Annotated in this window: 19 protein-coding genes; 11 read left to right on the top strand and 8 right to left on the bottom strand. The window is 70.9% G+C overall.

The genetic code is table 11. From position 1 onward, the window contains the following. Window positions 1–22 precede the first annotated feature (22 nt). Window positions 23–1,036, top strand: coding sequence for a TRAP transporter substrate-binding protein (locus tag F4561_RS29560; protein ID WP_184584987.1), 1,014 nt, complete (start codon window positions 23–25; stop codon window positions 1,034–1,036). Between the two features lie 167 nt (window positions 1,037–1,203). Beyond that, on the top strand, window positions 1,204–2,367 hold the full coding sequence (locus F4561_RS29555; RefSeq protein WP_184584986.1) for an L-talarate/galactarate dehydratase: 1,164 nt from the start codon (window positions 1,204–1,206) through the stop codon (window positions 2,365–2,367). A 311-nt stretch (window positions 2,368–2,678) separates the two neighbouring features. On the opposite strand, the gene F4561_RS29550 is transcribed toward F4561_RS29555, so the two are convergent. Continuing rightward, window positions 2,679–3,398 carry an alpha/beta fold hydrolase gene (locus tag F4561_RS29550; RefSeq protein WP_184584985.1) on the bottom strand — a complete coding sequence of 240 codons (720 nt, stop codon included), beginning with the start codon at window positions 3,396–3,398 and terminating at the stop codon, window positions 2,679–2,681. A gap of 269 nt (window positions 3,399–3,667) precedes the next feature. On the opposite strand from F4561_RS29550, the gene F4561_RS29545 reads away from it, so the two are divergent. The 8 genes from F4561_RS29545 (at window position 3,668) to F4561_RS29510 (ending at window position 13,546) form a co-directional block, all read left to right on the top strand. Continuing rightward, window positions 3,668–4,363: a Crp/Fnr family transcriptional regulator gene (locus tag F4561_RS29545; protein WP_184584984.1), complete on the top strand. Its 696-nt coding sequence runs from the start codon at window positions 3,668–3,670 to the stop codon at window positions 4,361–4,363. A gap of 116 nt (window positions 4,364–4,479) precedes the next feature. Next, on the top strand, window positions 4,480–5,277 hold the full coding sequence (locus F4561_RS29540; RefSeq protein ID WP_184584983.1) for a hypothetical protein: 798 nt from the start codon (window positions 4,480–4,482) through the stop codon (window positions 5,275–5,277). A 195-nt stretch (window positions 5,278–5,472) separates the two neighbouring features. Next, the gene (locus tag F4561_RS29535; protein WP_184584982.1) at window positions 5,473–7,815 is read left to right on the top strand and encodes a hypothetical protein; all 2,343 of its coding nucleotides are present in this window, start codon (window positions 5,473–5,475) and stop codon (window positions 7,813–7,815) included. Further along, window positions 7,802–8,842 carry a hypothetical protein gene (locus F4561_RS29530; RefSeq protein ID WP_184584981.1) on the top strand — a complete coding sequence of 347 codons (1,041 nt, stop codon included), beginning with the start codon at window positions 7,802–7,804 and terminating at the stop codon, window positions 8,840–8,842. Before F4561_RS29535 ends, F4561_RS29530 begins: the two co-directional genes overlap by 14 nt. 90 nt (window positions 8,843–8,932) lie before the next feature. After that, window positions 8,933–10,219: an OmpA family protein gene (locus F4561_RS33860; protein WP_221446381.1), complete on the top strand. Its 1,287-nt coding sequence runs from the start codon at window positions 8,933–8,935 to the stop codon at window positions 10,217–10,219. 26 nt (window positions 10,220–10,245) lie between these two features. Further along, window positions 10,246–11,727 carry a hypothetical protein gene (locus tag F4561_RS29520; protein WP_184584980.1) on the top strand — a complete coding sequence of 494 codons (1,482 nt, stop codon included), beginning with the start codon at window positions 10,246–10,248 and terminating at the stop codon, window positions 11,725–11,727. Further along, window positions 11,724–12,968, top strand: a complete 1,245-nt coding sequence (locus F4561_RS29515) for a hypothetical protein (RefSeq protein ID WP_184584979.1) — start codon at window positions 11,724–11,726, stop codon at window positions 12,966–12,968. The genes F4561_RS29520 and F4561_RS29515 overlap by 4 nt, the downstream gene beginning before the upstream one ends. Continuing rightward, the gene (locus tag F4561_RS29510) at window positions 12,965–13,546 is read left to right on the top strand and encodes a Pycsar system effector family protein (protein WP_184584978.1); all 582 of its coding nucleotides are present in this window, start codon (window positions 12,965–12,967) and stop codon (window positions 13,544–13,546) included. The genes F4561_RS29515 and F4561_RS29510 overlap by 4 nt, the downstream gene beginning before the upstream one ends. Before the next feature lie 46 nt (window positions 13,547–13,592). Here F4561_RS29510 and F4561_RS29505 read toward each other — a convergent pair whose 3' ends face one another. The 4 genes from F4561_RS29505 to map all read right to left on the bottom strand — a co-directional run bounded on the left by F4561_RS29505 (window position 13,593) and on the right by map (window position 17,043). Beyond that, the gene (locus F4561_RS29505) at window positions 13,593–14,450 is read right to left on the bottom strand and encodes a sugar phosphate isomerase/epimerase family protein (protein WP_184584977.1); all 858 of its coding nucleotides are present in this window, start codon (window positions 14,448–14,450) and stop codon (window positions 13,593–13,595) included. Between the two features lie 469 nt (window positions 14,451–14,919). Next, on the bottom strand, window positions 14,920–15,663 hold the full coding sequence (locus F4561_RS29500; RefSeq protein ID WP_312885705.1) for an IclR family transcriptional regulator: 744 nt from the start codon (window positions 15,661–15,663) through the stop codon (window positions 14,920–14,922). 199 nt (window positions 15,664–15,862) lie between these two features. Then, window positions 15,863–16,159, bottom strand: a complete 297-nt coding sequence (locus F4561_RS29495; protein WP_184584975.1) for a hypothetical protein — start codon at window positions 16,157–16,159, stop codon at window positions 15,863–15,865. Window positions 16,160–16,278: 119 nt separating this feature from the next. Continuing rightward, window positions 16,279–17,043, bottom strand: a complete 765-nt coding sequence (gene map, locus F4561_RS29490) for a type I methionyl aminopeptidase (protein WP_184584974.1) — start codon at window positions 17,041–17,043, stop codon at window positions 16,279–16,281. A gap of 50 nt (window positions 17,044–17,093) precedes the next feature. On the opposite strand from map, the gene F4561_RS29485 reads away from it, so the two are divergent. Then, a complete protein-coding gene (locus F4561_RS29485; RefSeq protein WP_184584973.1) occupies window positions 17,094–17,375 on the top strand; it encodes a helix-turn-helix domain-containing protein in 282 nt (93 codons plus the stop codon). 20 nt (window positions 17,376–17,395) lie between these two features. On the opposite strand, the gene F4561_RS29480 is transcribed toward F4561_RS29485, so the two are convergent. From F4561_RS29480 to F4561_RS32165, 3 genes are all read right to left on the bottom strand, one after another. Beyond that, a complete protein-coding gene (locus F4561_RS29480) occupies window positions 17,396–19,057 on the bottom strand; it encodes an ABC-F family ATP-binding cassette domain-containing protein (protein WP_184584972.1) in 1,662 nt (553 codons plus the stop codon). 468 nt (window positions 19,058–19,525) lie between these two features. Beyond that, window positions 19,526–19,834, bottom strand: coding sequence for a hypothetical protein (locus tag F4561_RS29475; RefSeq protein WP_184584971.1), 309 nt, complete (start codon window positions 19,832–19,834; stop codon window positions 19,526–19,528). Between the two features lie 721 nt (window positions 19,835–20,555). Beyond that, window positions 20,556–20,834: a dienelactone hydrolase family protein gene (locus F4561_RS32165; RefSeq protein WP_221446380.1), complete on the bottom strand. Its 279-nt coding sequence runs from the start codon at window positions 20,832–20,834 to the stop codon at window positions 20,556–20,558. Window positions 20,835–21,027: the final 193 nt, after the last annotated feature.

Genomic DNA, 21,027 nt, shown 5'->3' with positions numbered 1-21,027 from the left:
CCGACACGAAAGAGATCGCGCAATGGCAATGCAGAAACTGTTCCCCACCGGCTCCTGGCGCAAGATCGCGGCCGTCGGAGCGTCCGGCGCCGTGCTGCTCAGCGGCTGCGGCAGCGGCGGCGGTGGCGACGACACCTACGAGTGGTCGCTGGCCGAGGCGCACCCCAAGGACTACCCCACGACCCAGGCGGACATCTGGTTCGCCGACCAGATGCGCGAGCGCACCGACGGGCGGATCGACATCGAGGTGATGCACGGCGGCCAGCTCGGCGAGGAAGCCGACGTCCTGGAGCAGGTGCAGATGGGCGCGGTGGAGATGACCCGGGTCAGCACCAGCCCGGTCTCGGAGGTCGTCGACGAGTTCGGCGTGTTCGCGCTGCCCTACGTCTTCGACGACGAGGACCACCTGTGGCGCTTCCTGGAGGGCGACTACGCCCAGGGGATGCTCGACGACGTGCGCGACTCCGGGTACGTGGGCCTGGCCTACTACGAGGCCGGAGCGCGCAACTTCTACACCGTCGACGAGCCCATCGAGTCCCCGGAGGACCTCGAAGGCCAGGACATCCGGGTGCTGCCCGGAACCGTGAACGTGGAGATGGTCGAAGCCATGGGCGGCTCGGGCGTGACCATGGACTACGGCGAGGTGTACAGCTCCCTGGAGAGCGGGACCATCACCGGCGCGGAGAACAACGAGCCGAGCTACGTGAGCAGCGGCCACTACGAGACCGCCGAGTACTACACCCGCGATGCCCACCAGCGGATCCCCGAGATCCTCATGGTCAGCGCGGACCTGTTCGACTCGATGTCCGAGGAGGACCAGGAACTGCTCCGCGAGGTCGCCCAGGAGTCCATCGCCGAGCAGCGCAAGCTGTGGGACGCCGAGGTGGAGGAGTCCATCGCCGAGATGGAGGACTCCGGGATCGAGGTCATCGACGTCGAAACCGAGGAGTTCCAGGACGCCACCGCCGACATGGTGGAGAACAAGCGCAGCGAGTACTCCGAGGTTATGGACGCGATCGACGAGGCCCGCGAGTAGAACGCGGGTGCCGCCCCGGGCAACCCGCCCGGGGCGGCACCGCGCCCGTGCCCGGCTCTTGCGGTGCCGGGCGCGGGCAGCGCGACAACCGGGCGACGACCGTTTCCGCGCCGGTGACCCTGGGCGCCGGAACCCGAGTTCCCGAAACCAACGACCAAAGGACCCCCGTGACCGTCACGCCAATCGATCCCGCCTCGAACGGCCCGGCGACCCTGGACCGCATCACCGGCATCCGGCTGTCGTCGGTGACCTTGCCACTGGACAACCCGATCAGCGACGCAAAGGTCTTCACCGGGCGGCAGCGCCCGATGACCGAGGTCGCCATGCTCTTCGCCGAGATCAGCACGGAATCCGGGCACGAGGGCATCGGCTTCAGCTACTCCAAGCGGGCCGGCGGGCCTGGCCAGTTCGCGCACGCCCGCGAGATCGCCCCCGTTCTGATCGGCGAGGATCCCAGCGACATCGCCAAGATCTGGGACAAGCTGGTCTGGGCGGGCGCCTCGGTTGGGCGCAGCGGCCTGGCCGTCCAGGCCATCGCCGCCTTCGACATCGCGCTGTGGGACCTCAAGGCCAAGCGTGCCGGGCTGCCGCTGGCCAAGCTTCTCGGCGCGCACCGCGACTCGGTGCGCTGCTACAACACCTCCGGTGGCTTCCTACAGGCACCGATCGGGGAAGTACAGGAGAAGAGTGCCGCCTCGATCGCGGAGGGGATCGGCGGCATCAAACTCAAGGTGGGCCAGCCCGACAGCGCCGCGGACCTCGCACGGGTGCGGGCGGTCCGCGAGCACCTCGGCGATGACGTGCCGCTGATGGTCGACGCCAACCAGCAGTGGGACCGCGCCGCGGCCCAGCGGATGTGCCGGGCCTTCGAGGAGTTCGGTCTGGTGTGGATCGAGGAGCCTCTCGACGCCTACGACTCCGAGGGCCACGCGGCACTCGCCCAGGCGTTCGACACCCCCATCGCTACCGGGGAGATGCTCGCCAGTGTCGCCGAGCACGCCGAGCTGATCCGGCACGGCGGCGCCGACATCGTGCAGCCCGACGCTCCCCGGATCGGCGGCATCACCCAGTTCCTCAAGGTCATGTCGCTCGCCGAACAGCGCAACCTGCAGATCGCCCCGCACTTCGCCATGGAGATCCACATCCACCTGGCAGCGGCGTACCAGCGCGAACCCTGGGTGGAGCACTTCGAGTGGCTCAACCCCCTGTTCAACGAGCACCTGGAGATCTCCGGCGGACGGATGCACCTCTCCGCCCGCCCCGGACTGGGTGTCACCATCAGCGACCAGGCACGGGCCTGGACAGTCGACGAGGCCGAGGTGCGCGGCTAGGCAGTGTTTTTTGGGCTCGCTGGCGCTCGCCGGGTCGGGCGCCCCGAAGCCGGGAACCTTCGGGCACCTCCGGTGTGCCGCCCAATCGGCTTCGCCGGTCGCGGACGCCCCACCTGCGGGCCCTCCAGAACCCCGGCGGCGCCCGACCCAGACGGCCACTTGGTTCGAAAAACAGGGCGGTGGCCGCCGGGCGGAACGCTCGGCGGTGTTCCGCGCAGCCATGCCGGCCCCGGGCGCAGTGCGCCCGGGGCCGCGGCCGTGTGGGTACCGGCCGGCATCGGGGGAGATGCCCGGAGGGCGCGCCGCTGGACCTAGATCCGTCCGGCCTCGGCCAGCAGGAGCTCCGCCACGTCGTCGGGGGCGCTCCAGTTGGGGCAGTGGCCCGTGGGCAGCTCGACGGTAAGCGGGTTGGTGGCGGTGAACCCCGAGGACACCAGCTCTGGCATGCGGTCGTGGCGGCAGCGCACGTAGGTGGCCGGCGTGGCGTGCCAGGCCGCCCGGGTGAGCGGCTGGGCGCCGGTCGCGGGATTGCTGGGACGCAGGTTGCGCAGTGCCCGGTCCCTTTCAGCGGGGGAGCAGTCGTGGAACAGCGCGTGCGCAGCGGACTCCGGGGTGAGTTCGATACGTCCGTCGGGGAGCGCCCGCACCTGCTCACCCTTGTCTTCCGGGGTGTTGTCGGGTACCGCGGGGGCGAGGGAGGCCAGATGCTGTCCGATGTCGGGCACGGCGCCGGCGAGGTAGACGAGCCTGGTGGCCGCCGGGTGCTCCGCGCCCGCCTCGGTTATGACGGCACCACCGTAGGAATGACCGCACAGGATCACCGGTGCGTGCGTGGCGTCGAGGGCGTCCCGCACCGTCCGGGCGTCGGCGTACAGGTCACCGGGAGCGCTGTCGCCGGCTGCGCTGGGCAGGTCCGGGGCCACCACGTGGGCTCCCCGGGCGCGGAGCGTTTCGGCCACGCGCTCCCAGGACCACGGGCCGAGGAAGTTGCCGTGTACGAGCACGAACGAAGGCCATACGGGAGCTTTCACGCACCCGACGATAATCGGCCAGGGTGCGTGGGTGTTCGGCGACGGGGGTGGTTCTGCTCCTTCCATCCCCGCATGGGCGAATTGTTCTGCGTTTGGGCCCGCGGATTTATCCGGACAGCATCCGGTACCGGGAAATCTATACTGCGGTCCGAGCCGGAATGAATTCCGGAATCCAGTGCATTCTCCCTACAGAGGTGGCCAGAAGGTGCGAATAAGACAACCCGCGCACCCGACGGTGCACCGATAACGCGACTGGAGCACGGCAGCCTATGGATCGTCGCCCCTGGCCCCCGAAGAGCGCCATCGCCTCCCTCACCCCTGACCAGCGCCGCACTCTCTTCGCGGCGGGACTTCCCAAGGAGTTCGCGGCCGAGGAGGTCCTCGTCCACCAGGGCGAGACAACGAAACACGTCTACGTCCTCATCGACGGTCTCACCAAGGTGACGTCCAGCTCGCACAACGGGCGAGAGGTGCTGCTCGCGATCCGCTCCCGCGGTGACCTCATCGGTGAGCTTGCCGGAATGGACGACCGCCCGCGCGTCGCGACCGTCGCCGCCACCGGTCCGGTTCTGGCCCTGGTCATCGGGCATCGCGAGTTCGAGGCCTACCTGGCCCGGGACCCCGAGGCGTTCCGTGCGGTGAGCGCGTCGGTTGTCGGCAAGCTCCGTTCGACGACCGAGCGTGTGGTGGACTACAGCGCGCACGAGGCCCCGGTCCGGCTGGCCCGCGTGCTCTACCGGCTCTACCTGGACTACGGGGTGCGCCACGACGACCGTGTTGAGCTGGGAATCCCGATCACCCAGCCCGAACTCGCCTCCATCATCGGCGCGTCGGAAGCGGCGGTGCAGAAGGCGCTGGCGGGCCTGCGGCGGCGCGGGATCGTGAACACCGGCTATCGCACAAATGCGATCACCGCGCTCGGCGCGCTCGCGGATGCGGCGGAGCTTCCCCCCGACGCGCGCTGATCCATGGTTTCTCCGGGGAATCCGTAAAAGTACCGGATTCGGCGCGACGGGATATGGGAGATTGCCGCTACAACAGGCGAGATTCCCGCCATATCCCGATGGGAGGACCACTGCGCATGGACACCAGCCCCCCGTTGCGCCGGCTAACCGTCGCGGTCGACGCCGAGTCGTACAGCTCCAGGAACCAGGAAGGTCAGCTCAAACTGCAGAGTGACCTGTTGGCGATTCTGCGGCGCGCCTGCGAGAACGGCGATCTGAACCGCCTCGAATGGGACCGGCAGCAGCAGGGCGACGGCGAGCTCGCGATTCTGCCGCCGGGGACGGTCGAGGACCGCACCATCTCCGACTTCGTCAACGAGCTCGACAAGGCGCTGTACCACCACAACAAGCCGCTCAACGATGCCTACCGGGTCCGGCTGCGGGTCGCCGTCCACCAGGGGAACATCCGCATTGGCGAGAACGGGTTCGCCGGCAAGGCCGCGGTCACCGTGTGCCGGATGCGCGACAACGACCAGGTCCGCCAGGCGCTGGCGGACCACCCGGCCAGCAACCTCGTCCTGGTGGTCTCCGAGTCGATCTATTCCGACGTCATCGAGGAGGGCACGCACGCGCTGTACCGCTGGCACTTCGACTCGATCGCCCTCGACGAGCCCGCCAAGGGCTTCCACGCGAACGCGTGGCTCCACGTCCCCGAGCCGGCCGCGCAACCGGAATCCTCCTCCGAGCCCGAGGAGGGATTCGCCCGGGGAACGCGCGAGGAGCCGGCACCGCCGCCCCAACCGCCCGGCGCACGGGATAACCAGGAGCCGGGCGAGCGGCGCGACGAGGCGGGCCGTGCGATCTACGGCGGCGTAAGCACCGGCGGCGGGAACGTCATGTTCGGCGACACCATCGACAACCGGTACCGGTCCTGATTGCCGGGCACGATGCGACCTCACACACCGGACCAGAGCCCCGCTGCCGCCGGTGGGCGGCAGGAGGCGGCTGCGCCCGGCGGCACAGGCGACCCCGCGACACCGCCCCAGGTCGGCGGGAGCCCCAATGAGAATGGGGACGGCGGCCGCGACGCGTCCCACGGAGACCAGCCACCCCAGCAGCAGCCACACGCTGTGCGGGATTCCAGAGAACGGCGCGAGCGGGAGGAGTGGTACGACGCCGACTACGGGGCCAACGCGACCGAACGTATCCGGGACATCCGCGCCGAGCGCCTGATCAAGGGCTCGGTGAGCACCACAAGCGGCAGCGTCACGCTCGGGGACAACTACCGGATCACCAACTCCGTCTATCTCACCGCGCCATCCACTGGCGATGGGCCGTCCGACGCGCCATTCGGCCCGGACGAGGTGGATTCCCTGCTCTGCGTGCGTGTCGCCACGAAGGGCGAGACCGAACTGGCGTGGCGGCTGCGGACGGACGACCAGATCGTCCTCCTCAAAGGACGCCAGGACAGTGGGCGCCGCACGGCGGCGCTGTGTGCCCTGGCCGACGTCGGCGCGCCCACGAAAGACCGCCCCCTCCGACAGGTCCAGTCCTCGACCCCGCTCGGGACGCTCGCGGAGCGGGTGGACGGCGGGGCGAGCGGCTACCTGCTCGACGCCACCGGTATGGGCTCCCTCCGCGAGTGCTCGACGACCGACGTCGCGAAGCTGCGGTCAGCCCTGCGCGAGCACGATGCCCACCTGGTCGTCCTGGTCGACGAGGATGACGAGCTCGGCGCGGTGCGGCTGCACGCCGTTGAGCACGACCCGCCCGACAAGCACGCGGTGTTCGAACGGAACCTGGCGTGGTTCCTGCTCCCGCGCGACATCACCACCCCCGCGCGCTCGGGTGTCGACTCCGCTGCCGCCGGGCGTGTGCCGCGGCTCCTGGAGCAGGTGGGGACGATTCCCAGCGTCCGGTCGTGGCGGGCGACCTTCGAGTCTCCCGCTGACGCGTCCACCCTGGCACACCTCCTCGCCGAGGAGACCGAGCGAGGCGCGGCCGTCGTCGCCGACGAGCTGGACGCGCGCGTCGCCGGGGCACGCATCGCGCGCCTGCGAGCCCAAGCCCAAGGGCTGCTCAGGGGCGGGTCCGCCGCGCATTCCCCGGTTGACCAGGCCTACGTGATCGCCGGCGCGGTCCTCGACGGTTGCCGGCTCGCCACGGTCATCGACGCGGCCGAGAACCTCGCCACCCGGCTGCAGAAAGCGGAGCTGCCGGACGGAAAGTGGCGCCGCAAGACCTTCGCGCGCCCCCTGGCGCGCCGGCTCCGGCACGTCGAGACCCAGCAGGGCCATATCGAGACCCAGCAGGGCGATGCCGGTTCGGACGCTGACGGCGCGGTGGACACCATCGTCACCCTGCGGCAGCCACCCCTGCGCAACGTGCTCATCGACGTGGTCTGGCAGGAGTACGAGGCGGCGCGGCGCCCCCTGCGGGAGTGGCTCGTCCACCTGTGCGAGAAGTCCCCAAAAGAGTTCGGGGACGATGCCCTGAACGTGCAGATCGGCGTCGACCTCGCCCTGAGCCGGCTGGCCCAGCACGACTTCGAGCAGATCGCCACGGAGGTGCTCGACCCGTGGGCGCGGCTGTCCTCACCGTTCGCCAAGGAGGCCCAGAGCCCGTCGGAGCGGCAGCGGGAGGCGTGGCGCGTACGGCACTGCCCCACGGTGGTCGCCTGGGTTATGGAGCACCTGGTCGTGGGTGGTGTGCAGCGCACCAGGGCACTTGAGCTGCTCGAACGATGGATGCGTGACCGCGACCAGGCTCCGCGGCACACGGCGGTGCTGGCCTTTGGTACCCGGATCGCCCAGAGCGAGCCCGACCGCGTGTTCACCGCCATCAAGGACGCGTTCCAGCGCCTCGATCTCGACCCCATGACGCGCTGGGGGAGCCCCAGCTACTACGTGGCCGCGGCTCTGGAGGGTGCCTACGACGCCGGAATGCGGTACCGGGCCGTGCATCTGCTCACCACGCAGGCGTCCACCCAGGGGCCGGTGTCCACGGTGGCCGCGGTGCAGGCGTTGTTGCGGATCTCCTCCCTCGACCGCAGCTACGGGGAGGCGGCCCCTCGCGGGGACCAGCCCGACCTTCTGGCCTGGCTCGATGCCCCCTACCTCGCCCCTGGCGACCGCCCTCCTTCTGGAAGTGCCACTCCCGACATCGAGGAGTTGACCGGGGGGATCGCGCGGCTGTGGGCGATCGCCCTGGCCACGCGCGAGGACAAGAACCTTAGCCGCAGGGCGTGGAACGTGCTGCACGACTGGGACAGGGTCGCCAGGTCACCCGAAACGGGAAGCCCCGGACTCCGCGGACGTATGAACCGGATCCTGGATCACCTGCGGCGCGCTGGACCGGGCCTGCGGGAGCAGATCGAGAACTACGAGAAGGTGCGCGACCACATAGCCGCCTACCGCCGCACCGGATCCAGCGGCTCTGACGAGAGGAGACGAGGCGAGGATGGCACGGACTGACCAGCCACGAGACTCCCGCACCGGCCGGTTCGCCCGGATTCGGCCGGGGCATCGGCGCGCGCCCGGCGCCCCGACCTTCTGGGAGCGCATCCGTTCCTGGTTCTCCCCCGCGGATCGGGAACCGGCACTGCGGGAGGGCTGGATGCCCGACGAGCACGGCGACCCCGACACCATCACGCTCGCGGTCCCCGACACGCTCCTGCCCCCGTTCGCGACACCCGCCAGGGACGACGCGTTCACCTTCAGCGTGAGGGTGCGGATCGTGTGGCGCGCCACCGTCACAGACTCCGATCCCGAGCGCCGGGACGAGATGCAGCAGGAGATCAACCGGTTCATCGAGAACCGCAAGGCCGTCATCCGCTCCGAGGTGATGAGCCAGGTCCGGCCGCTGGGCCGCGGCCTGGCGCCCCACCGCGCGGCCGAGCTGGAAAAGAGCATCGCCGACGAGCACGCCCGGGTCCACTTTGTGATGCCCAAGCGGCCCGACCCGCCCGTGCACGGCCCGGAGGCCCGGCCCGGCCGCGACCGCGCCGTGGTCGACGCGCCCTACGACCTGGTGGATGCTCAGCTCTACGCATGGGTGGACGTCTGCGACGAGATCCGCGCCAAGCAGCAGGAAGCCTGGCTGCACCGGATGGACCAGGTGGGCAGGCACGAGCGCAAGCTGCAGCACATCGACGAGCTGTCCGAGCGCCAGGAGCGCTGGCGCTCGCTGCTGATCGGTGCCATGGAGCAGTTGGGACGCGTCGACGAGCGCAACGCAACATGGATCACGGCCGACGCGCTCAGCTTGGCGTCGAACCCCGAGCTGAGCCCCGCGAAGGTCCTCGAAGACGCGATCAACGCGCGTGCACGCGAAGGCGAACAGCTCACGGACACCCTCGCCGACATGATCCAGACCGCCCAGCGGCAGGACGCCGGCCTGTTCGAGTTCGCCTTCTCCAGTGACACCGCCCTGCGCCGGGTCCTGGAGCACCTCGGCGTCCCGGTCCAGGAGCTCGACGACGCGCAACGCGGCCGGACCTAGAAGACCCCGTACTTCTACCGGATCCGTGCACCCGGCGACGACTAGTAACGGAACCAACGGAGAACCCCTCCGTCCCGAAGGAGAGAATCCGTGCCTGCCGAACACCCCCCGCCCGTCGGACGCCGTCCCCGCATCATGGCCGCCTGCCTGGTACTCACGGCGCTTTCGGCCTGCTTCCCCGAAGCCGAACAGGTCAGCAGCGACCTCTCCTGCGACGAGGCGCTCGGCTCCACCTACACCGGACCCGACGAGGACGTCAGCGCCGAAACCGTCGTACTGGTCGACGTGAGCGCCTCGATGTGGCGCGACAGCGGGGAGTTCCCGGACTTCTCCGATGACGTCAGCGAGCTCGCCGTGGACGAGAACGTCTTCGGGCAGGGCGGGGAGCGGCTGCTCTCCGTGGCCCGGTTCAGCGGAGGCGAGAGCACCCCCGAGTACCTGCTGGACCGGACGCGGATCGCCGAGGCCGTCGGCACCGCCGACGGCCAGCAGCACGAGGACCTGGGGCGGGTTCGCGACTGTTTGGGTGAGCGGCTGGCGGACCTGCCGCGGCCGTCCGCCGCGAGCGACGGCAGCGATGTCCTCGGCGCCATCGCCAGCGGGGCCGGCAAGCTCACGGGCTCCACCAAGGCCCCCGATCCCGACACGGTCCGCAGGCTGCACGTGTTCACCGACGGTCTGGTGAACACGGGATGCCTGGACCTGAACCGCTACTTCGACGAAGGGTTGGGGCGCGACGAGATCGTGGCGGACTGCGCGTCCTCCGGTGAGGAGCCCAAGGAAGGGCTGGACGGCGTCAATGTCACGGTCTTCCTGCAGAACAGCCCCGAGCACGGCTTTGACCGGACACAGCGCGGCACCGTTCAGGACGTCTGGACCGAGGTCTGCGGGATCTACGGGGCCGGGGAGTGCGCGACGTCCCCGGGCGAGGAACGCGCGCCCACGGAGACTGTCGATGCCGATCCCCCAGAGGTGGCGGACACCGAGGTGATGGTCCCAAAAGCTGACCTCGCGGACCGGAGCGAGCTGGAGCTGCCCTCGCAGTTGCTGTTCTCCTTCGACTCCGCGAAGCTCCGCCCTTCGGCCAACGACCTGCTCGACGAGGCGGTCGACGCGGGCGGGGGCGGGTTCGAGCAGAGCGTGGCCGTCACCGGGCACACGGACTCCAAGGGCTCCGCCGAGTACAACAAAAAGCTCTCCCAGCGGCGGGCCGAGGCGGTCGCCGACTACCTGGAATCCCTGGGCTTCGCCGACATCACGGTCGAAGGCAAGGGGGAGAGCGACCTGGCCTGCGCGGACGACTACAAGGACGGCGAGCTTGCCGATGCCGAGTGCGCGCAGGACAACCGCCGCGTCGTCATCGGGTTCACCGACTGACCGCACCACCCGCGAAAGGAGGAGAGATGCCCCAGCGGCCCGAGTTTCCCGGTGACGATCCCAACGGCGAGCACCCGGCCGGCGACGCGGCCGGCGCGCACGGCGGTTCCGCCGCGTCCGCGTGGAGCGGCGGCGACGCACCAGAGGAGTTCCCGGCGCCACCAGGAATCGGCTTCATCCCGCTTTCCTGCCACGACGGGTGCAACTGCCCGCAGCACGAGATGACCGCGGGGAGAGGGCACTTCCCGCCCGAAGGCTCCCCCGACACCGTCAACAACTACGAGATGGCCCAGCAGTTCAGCGGGTCCATCAACGCGACCCGCGTCATCGTCAACCGGGGCGGCGAGCTCGGCGCGCTGATCAACGCCGTCATGCGGAACGACTCGGCGGTGGAACGCGGACTGCGCGCGCTGCGGCTGCGTGCCACGGGCCGCCCCATCACCGAGGCCCGCCGCAAGCTCGACTCCCTCGACGACGCCTACGCGTCGATCCCGCCGGACGAACGCACGAAGACCCACCCCGTGCTTCAGGGGTTCGTGTGGACGACCATCGCCGCCATCGCCGCCATCGAGTCCTGGTTCCTCTACCGGGTGGGCCTGGAGAGTCTGCAGATCCGCGAAGGGCACTGGAGCGGCTACCTCGGCTGGCTTCTCGGCCCCATTCTGGCGTTCCTGCTCTACGCGCTCGGGCGTTCCCTGTCCGAGTGGTCGATGCGGCTCCGCGCGACACGGCACCTCAGGGACGCCCCCGCGGACGCGGACGCCCCCGAGCCGTTGCGCCGGCGAATGGGCCGCGCCGCGGCGGACTACGTAGCCCGCCGGCCCGGCCTCGTCCCGATCGTGTTCGGCCTGGGCGGGTTGATCTGGATCGGCTACCTGTTCCTGATGCTCGCCTACTACCGCGCGGAAGGAGTGTTGCAGGTTCCCCCCTTCGCGGTCATGGCGCTGCTCGGGACCTTCGCGGTGGGCGCGGTGTTTCTGGAGTCCCTGGTGCACAACCCCTACGCCGCGGCGCAACGGCGCGCACGGAAGGTATATGACCAGGCGCTGCGCGAGTGCGAGGCGCGCTGCGACGAAGTGCAGGAGTGGTTGTCCCGGCACCGGCAGGCGCACTCGACCCTGCGCTCGCGCCGCGACGAGCTGCTCGGGATCGCCCGCATCGAGGTCGTCCGGGCCTGGCAGAGTGCCAACCTTCCGGCGCGCTTCCGGCACGGGATGACGTCGCCGCGGGCCCCGGCAACAGCGAAGCCCACCGACGTGCTGCCGGAGGAACCGTTCTCCGCGCGGCTGACGCCGGGCGAGGTGGAGCGCTACTTCCGGGTGTTCGAGAACGTCGACACCCCGGCCCCGGACCTCGCCGGGCTGTGGGAGGTCGGCCGGGTGCTTGCGGAGTACTCCCCGGACCGCCACGTGACCGAGCTCGACGCCATAATCCGGGAGCTCCGGGCCTCGACCATGCCGTCGGGAGGCGACGGCGCCGCCGCTTCGACGGAAGGAGCAGTCCGGTGAACGCCGGCACGGACACCGCCACCCCGAACACCCAGCACGACTCCGGCGAGCCGGCCGGCAGCCGGTACCGCCTCGCCGGGCAGGCCAAGCGGTTGGCCGGCAGCCATGCCGCGACGCTCGCGCGGCTCGACGCGTTCGAGGACACCCTGCGCACCCCCGTTCCCGTTACCGCTCCCGAACCGAGCGCCCGGAATCCGAACCGGCCGGTACCCGTGTCTCCCCGGCCGACCCCGATGCCCGGCTTCTCCGGGGATGGGCGCGGGCTGGAGGCGGCCCCGCGGCGGCCGAACCCGTCCCCGGACGACCGGCGGGTGGGCGCCGTCGCGCCGTTGCTCACGCTGCTGTTGGGCGTACTGCTCTCGTGGACCGGGGCGGACCTGCTGCGACCGATGGTCGAGGGAACGCCGCTGTGGCGGGCGGTGCTGCACGTGCCCGGAATCCTGCTCGTCCTCGCGCTCCTGGGGGCCGGTGCCGCCGTGGCCGCCGCGCTCGCCGCATCCCGACCGCACCCGCCCGCGCCCATGCCGGGGAAACCCGAGGAACCCGCGGATCAGGAGCCACCCGTGTCCCGCGTGCGACTCACCGCATCGCTCCTCCTGTACCTGGCGGTACTGGGCAGCATCATGCTCTGGGCCGTGCTTTGGGTGGTGGCCGCCGTACCCGTCGCCGCGCCGGCGGGTGCCATGCCCGCGCTCGCCGGGGCGCTCCTGGTGGGCGTTGTTGCGCTGGCCATTCTTCCCACCCAGCTCCGGCACGCCCGTATCGCCGCGCGGGCTGGGCGGGAACAGGGCGCGCCGTGGGACGGAGGCGGCGCGCCCCCGGACTTCCCGCCGCCTCCGTTGCTGGATGCCGCCGCGTGGTGGCGGTCGCTGCGACATCAGCGGCGCGAAAGGCGGCGGCGCCGGATGCGCGACCGCGCCCGAACCGCTGTGGTGGAGCACGCGCGGGCGTGGGAGGACGTCTACCACGAGTGCCAGCGGCACGCCGACACGCACGACAGCGACAGCGCGCCGGCGAGGGCGGTACTGCGCGAGCTGGGCTCGGTGCGTCCCGTGGCACCGGAGGCGGAACCCGACTCCGTGACCGTGGAGTTCGCCGACCCGGACCTGGTGGGCAACATGGCCACGATCGTTCGCTGCCTGGCCCGCTACCACCCGAGTGTGCTGGAGGCCCGCTTCGAACGGGTCAGCCGCGCGTTCCGCGCCGAGACCGGAACGCGTTTCGAGAGCGGGGCCGAATGAGCTCGGAGTGCGCGCGGTCCGACCACCGCAGGGCACTTCTGGCGCGGATCCGGGACGGCCGCCGCCCGCGATCCGCGGACCCCACCAGGGAGCACGCGCTGGCCCTGCTGGGCGAGGCGCGAAAGGAGGTCGTGCACGCCGACCAGAAGGCGGCCATTCTCCTGGCCGCCATCGGCGTGGTGGTGAGCGTGTTCCTCAGCGCTCTGCTCGAACAGAAGTGGACACCAACGGCGCTGGCGCAGCCGTGGCAAGGGCTCTGGTGGGGCGGCGGCGCCGCCTTCGGCGCCGCAATGCTCCTGTTCGCGATGGTGGTGTTCCCGCGGCTCGGCACGAAGAGGGCGGATCAGGGCGCCGGGGTTTCCTCGTTCATTGACGTCGTCCGCTGCGCGGACCGGCACGAGCTGTACTGGTCCCTGGAGCGTTCGTGCGCGGCGGACCTCGACGCCGTCACGCACCAGTTGCGCGCGGTGAGCCGGATCGCCTACCGGAAGTACCTGCTGCTGCGCGTTGGGCTGGTACTACTGGCGTCCGCGGCCGCGTGCTCCACCGCGGCCGCGCTCGGTCCGGCACTGGCCTGACGGGGCCCGCAAGGGACGTTCCCCCGTGCCCGCCGCCCGCGCGGGCTCACCCCGGTGCGGGAAAGGCCCGGTCCAGGACTCGTGCCGCGGCGCCGTAGGCCCGCTGGGCGGCGATGCGCGGCGGCAGAGCGTCCAGGCTGTCGGAGAGCACTTCCACCGCGATGGGTGCGGTAACGCCGTGGTCGCGGAGGGCGCGCAGCAATCCGGTCAGGTCGACGCTGCCCATCCCCGGCAGCAGGCGGTGGTGCCGCCCCTCGCGGCGCAGGTCGATGTGGGAGTCGGGCAGGCAGTCGCAGAGTTGGACGGCGGCGACGCGCTGGGGCGGGATGCCGGCGAGGTCGGCCGCGCTGGTGCCGGCCCGATGCCAGTGCCAGGCGTCGACCAGCAGGTCGGTGTGCTCGCTCCGGGAACGCTCGATCAGGTCGTGGGCCGCCCTCAGGCTCGGGATCGCGCTGTAGGGCATGAACTCCAGCGCGACGCGCACCCCGGCGCGTCCGGCTCTCTGGTCGAGGCGGGCGAGGCGGCCGGCGAGGTCCGCGCCGGCGGACCGCTCGAACAGTCCGGCGTGCACGCGCACGGCACCGTACGTCGCGGCGATGTGCAACGCGGTCCGCTCGTCCTCGGTGGCTTCGGGGCTTTCCCCCCAGGTGGTGAGGAACTCGACCTCGGTGACGCGCAGGCCGAGGTGGTTCAGGCGCGCACGGAGATCGGAGTCGGTCCACCCGTCGGCGAGGGCCGCACGGTAGTCGTCGAGACGCAGCCCGACCCCGCTGAACCCGGCCGCGGCGGCGGCATCCAGGCGCTCGGCCATAGGGGTTCCGCGCAGGGTCAGCGCGCTGAGAGTGATGGTGCCGTCGAGGTGGTGCGGTCCGGGTTCGCGGTGTTCCCGTGTTCGGGTGCCCATTGGTGCGCTCCATTGGCGGTTGTCGAGCGGTGGCTGGTGGTGCGCGGGGGACCCGGGCCGGAAGAGGAGTCACGGAGGCCGGTTTCCCCCGGGCGCGTGACCAGTACGGCCTTCACGCCGGCACCCGCGACCCGAATGTGCGGCGCGACCCGTTCATCTGATCCCGCTCCCCTCTCCGGCCCTGGCTTCGTTGTAAATTGGTCCGCTAGATGGACCAATAAAAACCGACTGACGGTCTACTTGGGAGAGTAGGGCAGCAACGAGGGGACTTCAAGGGCACGAGTGCGCGAAAGCCGCGACGAGGCCCAACCGCCGGAGGGAACCGGCAAGATCGGTGATGAGCGCGCGCAACCGTGTGATGCCGGTACCGCTAACCGCTGGACGGCACCTTCATCGGCGGCGACTGCGCGCCGGCACGTAACCGCGAAATACGCGCCGGTGAAGAGGGAGAACTCGCGACCGGCGGGGGTCAGCGCGCCTCGCCGAGTAGGCTGGCGGCTTCTTGCAGGGCCGAGACGAAGACTCGGACCCGCTCGTCGGTGAACCGCGAGGTGGGGCCGCCGAACGACAGGGCCGCGCCCACGCCGCCCAGTTTGTCGTGGATCGGTACGGCCACGGCGGACAGTCCTTCCTCACGCTCGCCGTGGCTGACCGCGTACCCGTTCCGGCTCGCGTCCGCCACCCAGGTGCGCAACGTCGCCATGTGCGAGTCACCGAAAGGGGAGCGGCGGGCGACCCGCGCCAAGAGGTCGTCGGGGGCGTCGGTGAGCAGTACCTTGGCCACGCCGCCCGCCCACAGCGGCAGGGCGTCGCCCACCTGGACCACGTGCCGGAGCGTGCGCGTTCCCTCGGCCTGCGCGATGCACACGCGATCGAGGTCCTGGCGCACGTAGACGTGCACCGTCTCGTGGTGTTCCCGGGCGAGGCCGCGCAGCACCTCGTGCCCGTCCTCCGGCAGCCGCCACCGCTGCTCCGCGAGTCGGCTCCAGCGCAGCAACCCGGCTCCGGCGCAGTAGCGCCCCTCGTCGCTGACGCTGAGCAGTTGATTGCGCTCAAGGGTGTGCAGCAGGCGCAACACAGTCGTCTTCGGTAGTTGCGTGGCCTCGACGATCTCCCGGATGGACAGTTCCGCGTGGTTCTCGTCCAGCAGGTTCAGGATCTCCAGCGCCCTCTGGACACTGCGTACGCCGCCCGCTCCCTCCGGCCCGGTCACTGCGTTCGGTTCCCTTTCCACGCTGCCTCGATCCAGGAGCTGCCACGCTCGCGACCGAAACCGTTCCGCGTGACGGGTGCGTACTCGGGCGCGCAGCGGTTCGCGCGGCGTGTCGCAGACCCCGCGATGCCGTTCCGCGTGCACTGGGTACTTTAGGCCATTGCCGCCCCGGACAGCGAGGCGACCTGGCCAGCGCGGACTATCCGCCCAGGCGCGAGCGCAGCGCTGCTTCGGCGAGCCGCATCGGCTCCGCGCCGAGGGCGCGGGCCTCCTCCTGATCGGCGGCACCGAGGCGGTCGGCTATCTCCGTCCAGGTGGTTCCGCCGGCGAGCAGGGCGTGCAGGGACGCCCCGAAGGCGATGGCGGACTGCCGGTGTACATCGGCGAGCTCGGCCATCGAGTCGATCAGCTCCGGCGCCGTGTTGGCGTCCCCAACCCCTCGCTGTATCCGGTCATAGGTCAGTCCGGCCGTGACCCACCAGTCGTTCTCCGACACCCGGCCTCCGTTGCGTTCGAGTCGCGCAACCTCCAGTGTACCGCCTGACGGTTTTGTTCGAACCGTACAATGGACCAATTTGGTGCCCGAAAAGGCGCGGGCATCGTGCACAGCAGGACTTACTGCAGGGTGAGCACACGCGGGCCACTCGTGGTGACGGCGACCGTGTGCTCGCAGTGCGTGCTGCGGCTGCCGTCGGCGGCGTGCACGGTCCAGCCATCGGGTGCGGTCCACGCGGCGTCGTCCCCGCCGGTGAGAACGGGCTCAATCGCGACCACCAGACCCGGCCGCAGCTTCATCCCGCGTCCGGCCCGCCCTTCGTTGGGTACGTACGGCGCCTCGTGCATCTCGTGCCCGATCCCGTGCCCTCCCTGGTCGTCGAGGATCCCGTACCCGGCGCCGCGCGCGACACCGGCGATCGCCGCCGCGATGTCGCCGATCGTGTTTCCCGGCCGCGCCGCCTTGATCCCGGCGCGCAGCGCCCGTTCGCCCGCCTCGATCAGGGCGGTGTCGGCCGGCCCGGCGGTTCCGACCACGAAGGTGGTCGCGGCGTCGCCGCACCAGCCGTGCAGGCGTGCCCCGCAGTCGACGCTGACGAGGTCGCCGTCCCGGAGCCGCAGGTCGGTGGGGATGCCGTGCAGGACAGCGTCGTTGACGCTGGCGCAGATGGTTCCGGGGAACGGTATGGGCGCCCAGTCCGGGTGATAGCCGAGGAACAGCGGTTCCGCGCCGGCGTCCGCGATGACCTTGGCGGCGGTCTCGTCGAGTTCCCGGAGCTGGACACCGGGGGCCGCGCGCTCGCGGACGGCCGCGAGCGCCCGCGCCACGATCCGGCCGGCGGCGCGCATCGCGTCGATCTCGCCGGGGGTCTTCAGTTCAACCATGCCGTTCTCCCATCTTTACCAATAACTATACCGGTATTAGTATCACAGGTATGGTTCGAGTCCCGTTGACCGATGACGAGCGCGACCGTGGTGAGCGGTTGGGCCGGATGCTGCGTGCTGCGCGCGGCGAGCGCAGCATGGCGAGCGTCGCGGCGCAGGCGGGGGTCTCCGTGGAGACCCTGCGCAAGATCGAGACCGGGCGCATCCCCACCCCGGCGTTCTTCACCATCGCCGCGCTGGGGGCGGCGCTGGGGCTGTCCCTGGACAGCCTCGTCGGTGCCCTGGACAGCCCCGCGCCGGACCCCGCCCCCGCCGCACCGCGGGTGGCGTGAGCCGCGGAGGCCGCACACCCTCACCCGGACTCCGGGGCGCCGAGCAGGTCGCGAACCTCCTCGGCGGTGGTCTCCCGGAGGTCTCGGTCGAGGAACAGCCAGCGGGTGATCCCCACCGATTCGAGGAACCGCACGTCGTGGCTGGCGACCAGGAGCGCGCCCTGGTACGAGCCGAGCGCGTTCGTCAGTTGCCGCACGCTGGCGAGGTCGAGGTTGTTGGTCGGTTCGTCCAGCATGAGTAGTTGCGGGGCCGGCGTGGCGAGCACCGTCGCCGCCAGGGTCGCCCGGAAGCTCTCCCCGCCCGAAAGCGTGCCCGCGAGCTGTTCGGCGCGTGCCCCCTTGAACAGGAACCGCGCGAGCTGGGCGCGGATGTGCTGGTCGGTGGCCTCGGGCGCCAGGCGCGCCGCGTTCGCCGCGACGCTCAGCTCCTCGTCCAGGACGTTCAGCCGCTGCGGCAGGAACCGCAGCGGCACGGACACGGCGGCCTCCCCGGACAGCGGTGCGAGCTCTCCGGTGAGGACGCGCAGCAGTGTGGTCTTCCCGGCGCCGTTGCCCCCGACCAGGGCGATGCGCTCGGGACCGCGCACGTGCAGGGTGCCATCGTGCAGCTCCCCGAACGGGAGCCGAAGCTCCTCAAGACGCAGAACGGTACGGTTCGCGGGGACGGCGGTGTGCGGCAGGTCGACGCGGATCTCGGCGTCCTCGCGAACCGCCTCCGCGGCCTCCTCGCGTTGCTCGCGCGCCTTGCGCAGCTCGTCCTCCTGGACTCCGCGGAGCTTGCCCGCCGACTCCTGCGCGGCCCGCTTGCGCAGCCCGGAGACGGCTCCCGGAACCCGTTTCTGGGCCTGCATCTTCGCGCCGAACCGCTGGCGGCGCGCCAGCTTCGTCTGGGTCTCCTCCAGTTCGCGTTTCTGCCGGCGGACGTCCGCATCGGCGGTGCGCAGCGACCGCTCGGCGGCTTCCTGCTGGATGGCCAGCGCCTCCTCGTAGGCGGACCAGCCGCCGCCGTACACGCTCACCGCTCCGGACCGCAGTTCGGCGATGCGGTCCACGCGCTCCAGAAGCTCCCGGTCGTGGCTGACCACGACCAGGGCACCAGTGCGCCAGGAGTCAACCGCGTCGTAGAGCCGGCGGCGCGCGAACACATCGAGGTTGTTGGTCGGCTCGTCGAGCAGCAGGACATCGGGGCGCTCCAGCAGCAGCGCGGCCAGGCGCAGCAGGACCGTCTCCCCGCCGGACATCTGTCCCATGGGGCGGTCGAGCCCGACGTCGCCGAGCCCGAGGGAGCCCAGCGTCGCCAGCGCCCGCTCTTCGACGTCCCAGTCATCGCCGATCGTCTCGAAGTGGGCCTCGCTGGCGTCGCCGGCCTCGATGGCACCCAGCGCCGCGCGCCGTTCGGCGATGCCCAGCGCCTCGTCGACGCGCAGCGCCGTGTCGAGTGGGGCATCCTGCGGCAGGTAGCCGAGTCCGCCGCCAACGGTCACCGACCCCCGGGCGGGCCGTAGCTGGCCGGCCAGCAGGCGCAGCAGGGTGGACTTGCCGCTGCCGTTGGTGCCGACGAGGCCGGTGCGGCCCGGCCCGATGCCGCATGAGAGGCCGTCGAAGACGGTAGTGCCGTCTGGCCACTGGAAGGACAGGTCGGAGCAGGTGAGGGACGCACTGGGTGTAATGGGATGGGTCATGGTGGTTCTCGCAGTCACAGGCGCGATGGGCAGGGACGTACGTATGCGAGCACCACGCGACGGCGAACCCGGGAAGAGAGGTTGGCTCTTCGGGGGGCAAGGACGGGTCGTCCACTGAGGTCGCATCCACGCGGGTCACGGGCGGCGGGAACGCCGGCTAGTACCGTGACGGGCTAACGGCGAACGCCGTACCGCGTGGTGATCGCGGACCTCAGATGCGCACCAATCCACCTCCACCGGAGACAACAGAGCCGTTTCGGAGAGTAGCGTCTCCCATTACGAAACGCAAGGATCCCGGAGCCGGATGGGTTCCGGCGACCGGTGGCCGCGGCACTCTCCCGTGCGGAGCGCGGGTAGCCGGGCGTCGCCGGCCCCAACGGGCCCGCGTCCCCGGTCACCCGCATCGGCCCGGGACATCGGCGCGTTTCGGATCTCCGCGGCACCTCGGCACCGGCCGGTGGGGAGCCCTCAGGGGGCGGAGTTCGGCTGGAAGACGCGTTCCGTGCCGGCCATCCAGGCGGCGAGTGCGAGGCAGCCGGCCTCGAAAGCGACCAGTTCGCCGCCCCAGTGCGGGCCGCCGCCGCGGTGCGACCGGGCGAGCAGCGCCAGCCCGCCTATCAGGTTGACTCCGCCCCAGACGGCGTTGACAGCGGGACCGGAGTTCCGGCCGGCGAGCGGGGTGAGGTGGCGGCGGCCGGTGACGGCGGTGGCCAGGTGCGGGGCGCTGTTGGCCACCAGCACTCCGGCGACGAATGACGAGACTCGCGTTGAACCCATGCCGCAACCCTAGAATCCGCGAAGGTTCCCCGCCAGGAGCCGCTGGGCCGGAGCCGCGGCCGGACGTGCCCAGCCGTCCCGGCCGGCCGGACTACCCGTGCCGCTGGTGAGCGGGACCGCGCAGCTCGGGCACCGATGGGGAGTCGGGCATGCCCAGCAGGCCGAGTACACCGGCGACCGGGCTCGGTCCCGGGGTACTCGGGTCAGGAGCACTGGGCGAGGATGCGGTTGAACAGGTCGAGCAGTGCGGTCCAGTGGCGTTTGGCCGCCTCGGCGTTGTAGGCGGAGGTGTCGGCCTGCGTTTGACGCCCTCCTCGGGGTGAACCTCGAGGATTCCCACAGCCTCGCGGCTGTAGGCGCGGTGCGCCTCGCGGCGTCCGCTGGTTCCTGCTTCGCTGGCTGGTGCCCCACCCGGGGGTGGTGGTCTTACCTGGCCTCCACAGGCGTTTAATGTCTCCGCCCGTCCGGCGGCGACGGTCACCAGGGGCGTGGTTCTTGCCACTGGCAGTAATAAGCGTACAGGAGTTCGACGCACGAGGCAAATCGAAGGATGCGATTCACCTCCGGCCTATAAGACCGGAGCACTCTCGCACGCTACTCGGTACCCGGTGACGCCGACCGGTCCGTCAGCGGTCTGCGGGTGGTCGGAAAGCCAGCGCAGGTAGGACCCGGCGTCGCGCATCGCCAGCTCGGGGGTCAGCGCCTGCATATGCGGGACGAACTACTCCAGGACTTCCGGGCGTTCCGCCGTGTCGATGAACCCGGGCAGCTCGAACAACGGTGCGCGTCCGGCGCGGTAGAAGACGTGCGGAAGCAGGACGGTGTACCCGGCCTCCGCGAGACGGTCCGCCATGCCCCGCAGGTGCGGGCGCGGTCCGAAGGCGTCCATGTAGAACAGCACACCCGGGTGGGCGGCGCCGTCGTCCGGATGGGCCAGGTAGGTGTCGGCGGTGCCGTCCCGGGTGGGGACGTCCACGGTCGTACCGCGCACAGCAGTCATCGTTGGTCCTTTCCCTGTCTGCGACAGCGCGTGGGGGCCGCGATACCGGCGGCGCACCGAACGCCGCTCATCCAGTCGGGGTGCGGGAGTCCTCCTCTGCCGGAGGCGGCAGAGGCCGCCGGGAACGCTAGACCGCCGCGAGAACCAACGCAAATACCGCCTCCACCCCGAAACCGGGTCCCGCGCCGCTCTG

The organism is Lipingzhangella halophila (assembly GCF_014203805.1).
Classification (GTDB): Bacteria; Actinomycetota; Actinomycetes; order Streptosporangiales; family Streptosporangiaceae; genus Lipingzhangella; species Lipingzhangella halophila.
This window is presented reverse-complemented; position numbering and strand designations above follow the sequence as displayed.

What these genes read in the sequence shown, in the direction of transcription:
- F4561_RS29505 (WP_184584977.1), bottom strand. Translation starts at nt 14,450, where the DNA reads ATGGGCACCCGAACACGGGAACACCGCGAACCCGGACCGCACCACCTC.
- F4561_RS32165 (WP_221446380.1), bottom strand. Translation starts at nt 20,834, where the DNA reads ATGACTGCTGTGCGCGGTACGACCGTGGACGTCCCCACCCGGGACGGC.
- F4561_RS29480 (WP_184584972.1), bottom strand. Translation starts at nt 19,057, where the DNA reads ATGACCCATCCCATTACACCCAGTGCGTCCCTCACCTGCTCCGACCTG.
- F4561_RS29560 (WP_184584987.1), top strand. Translation starts at nt 23, where the DNA reads ATGGCAATGCAGAAACTGTTCCCCACCGGCTCCTGGCGCAAGATCGCG.
- F4561_RS29510 (WP_184584978.1), top strand. Translation starts at nt 12,965, where the DNA reads ATGAGCTCGGAGTGCGCGCGGTCCGACCACCGCAGGGCACTTCTGGCG.
- F4561_RS29485 (WP_184584973.1), top strand. Translation starts at nt 17,094, where the DNA reads ATGGTTCGAGTCCCGTTGACCGATGACGAGCGCGACCGTGGTGAGCGG.
- F4561_RS29540 (WP_184584983.1), top strand. Translation starts at nt 4,480, where the DNA reads ATGGACACCAGCCCCCCGTTGCGCCGGCTAACCGTCGCGGTCGACGCC.
- map (WP_184584974.1), bottom strand. Translation starts at nt 17,043, where the DNA reads ATGGTTGAACTGAAGACCCCCGGCGAGATCGACGCGATGCGCGCCGCC.
- F4561_RS29530 (WP_184584981.1), top strand. Translation starts at nt 7,802, where the DNA reads ATGGCACGGACTGACCAGCCACGAGACTCCCGCACCGGCCGGTTCGCC.
- F4561_RS29520 (WP_184584980.1), top strand. Translation starts at nt 10,246, where the DNA reads ATGCCCCAGCGGCCCGAGTTTCCCGGTGACGATCCCAACGGCGAGCAC.
- F4561_RS29545 (WP_184584984.1), top strand. Translation starts at nt 3,668, where the DNA reads ATGGATCGTCGCCCCTGGCCCCCGAAGAGCGCCATCGCCTCCCTCACC.
- F4561_RS29475 (WP_184584971.1), bottom strand. Translation starts at nt 19,834, where the DNA reads ATGGGTTCAACGCGAGTCTCGTCATTCGTCGCCGGAGTGCTGGTGGCC.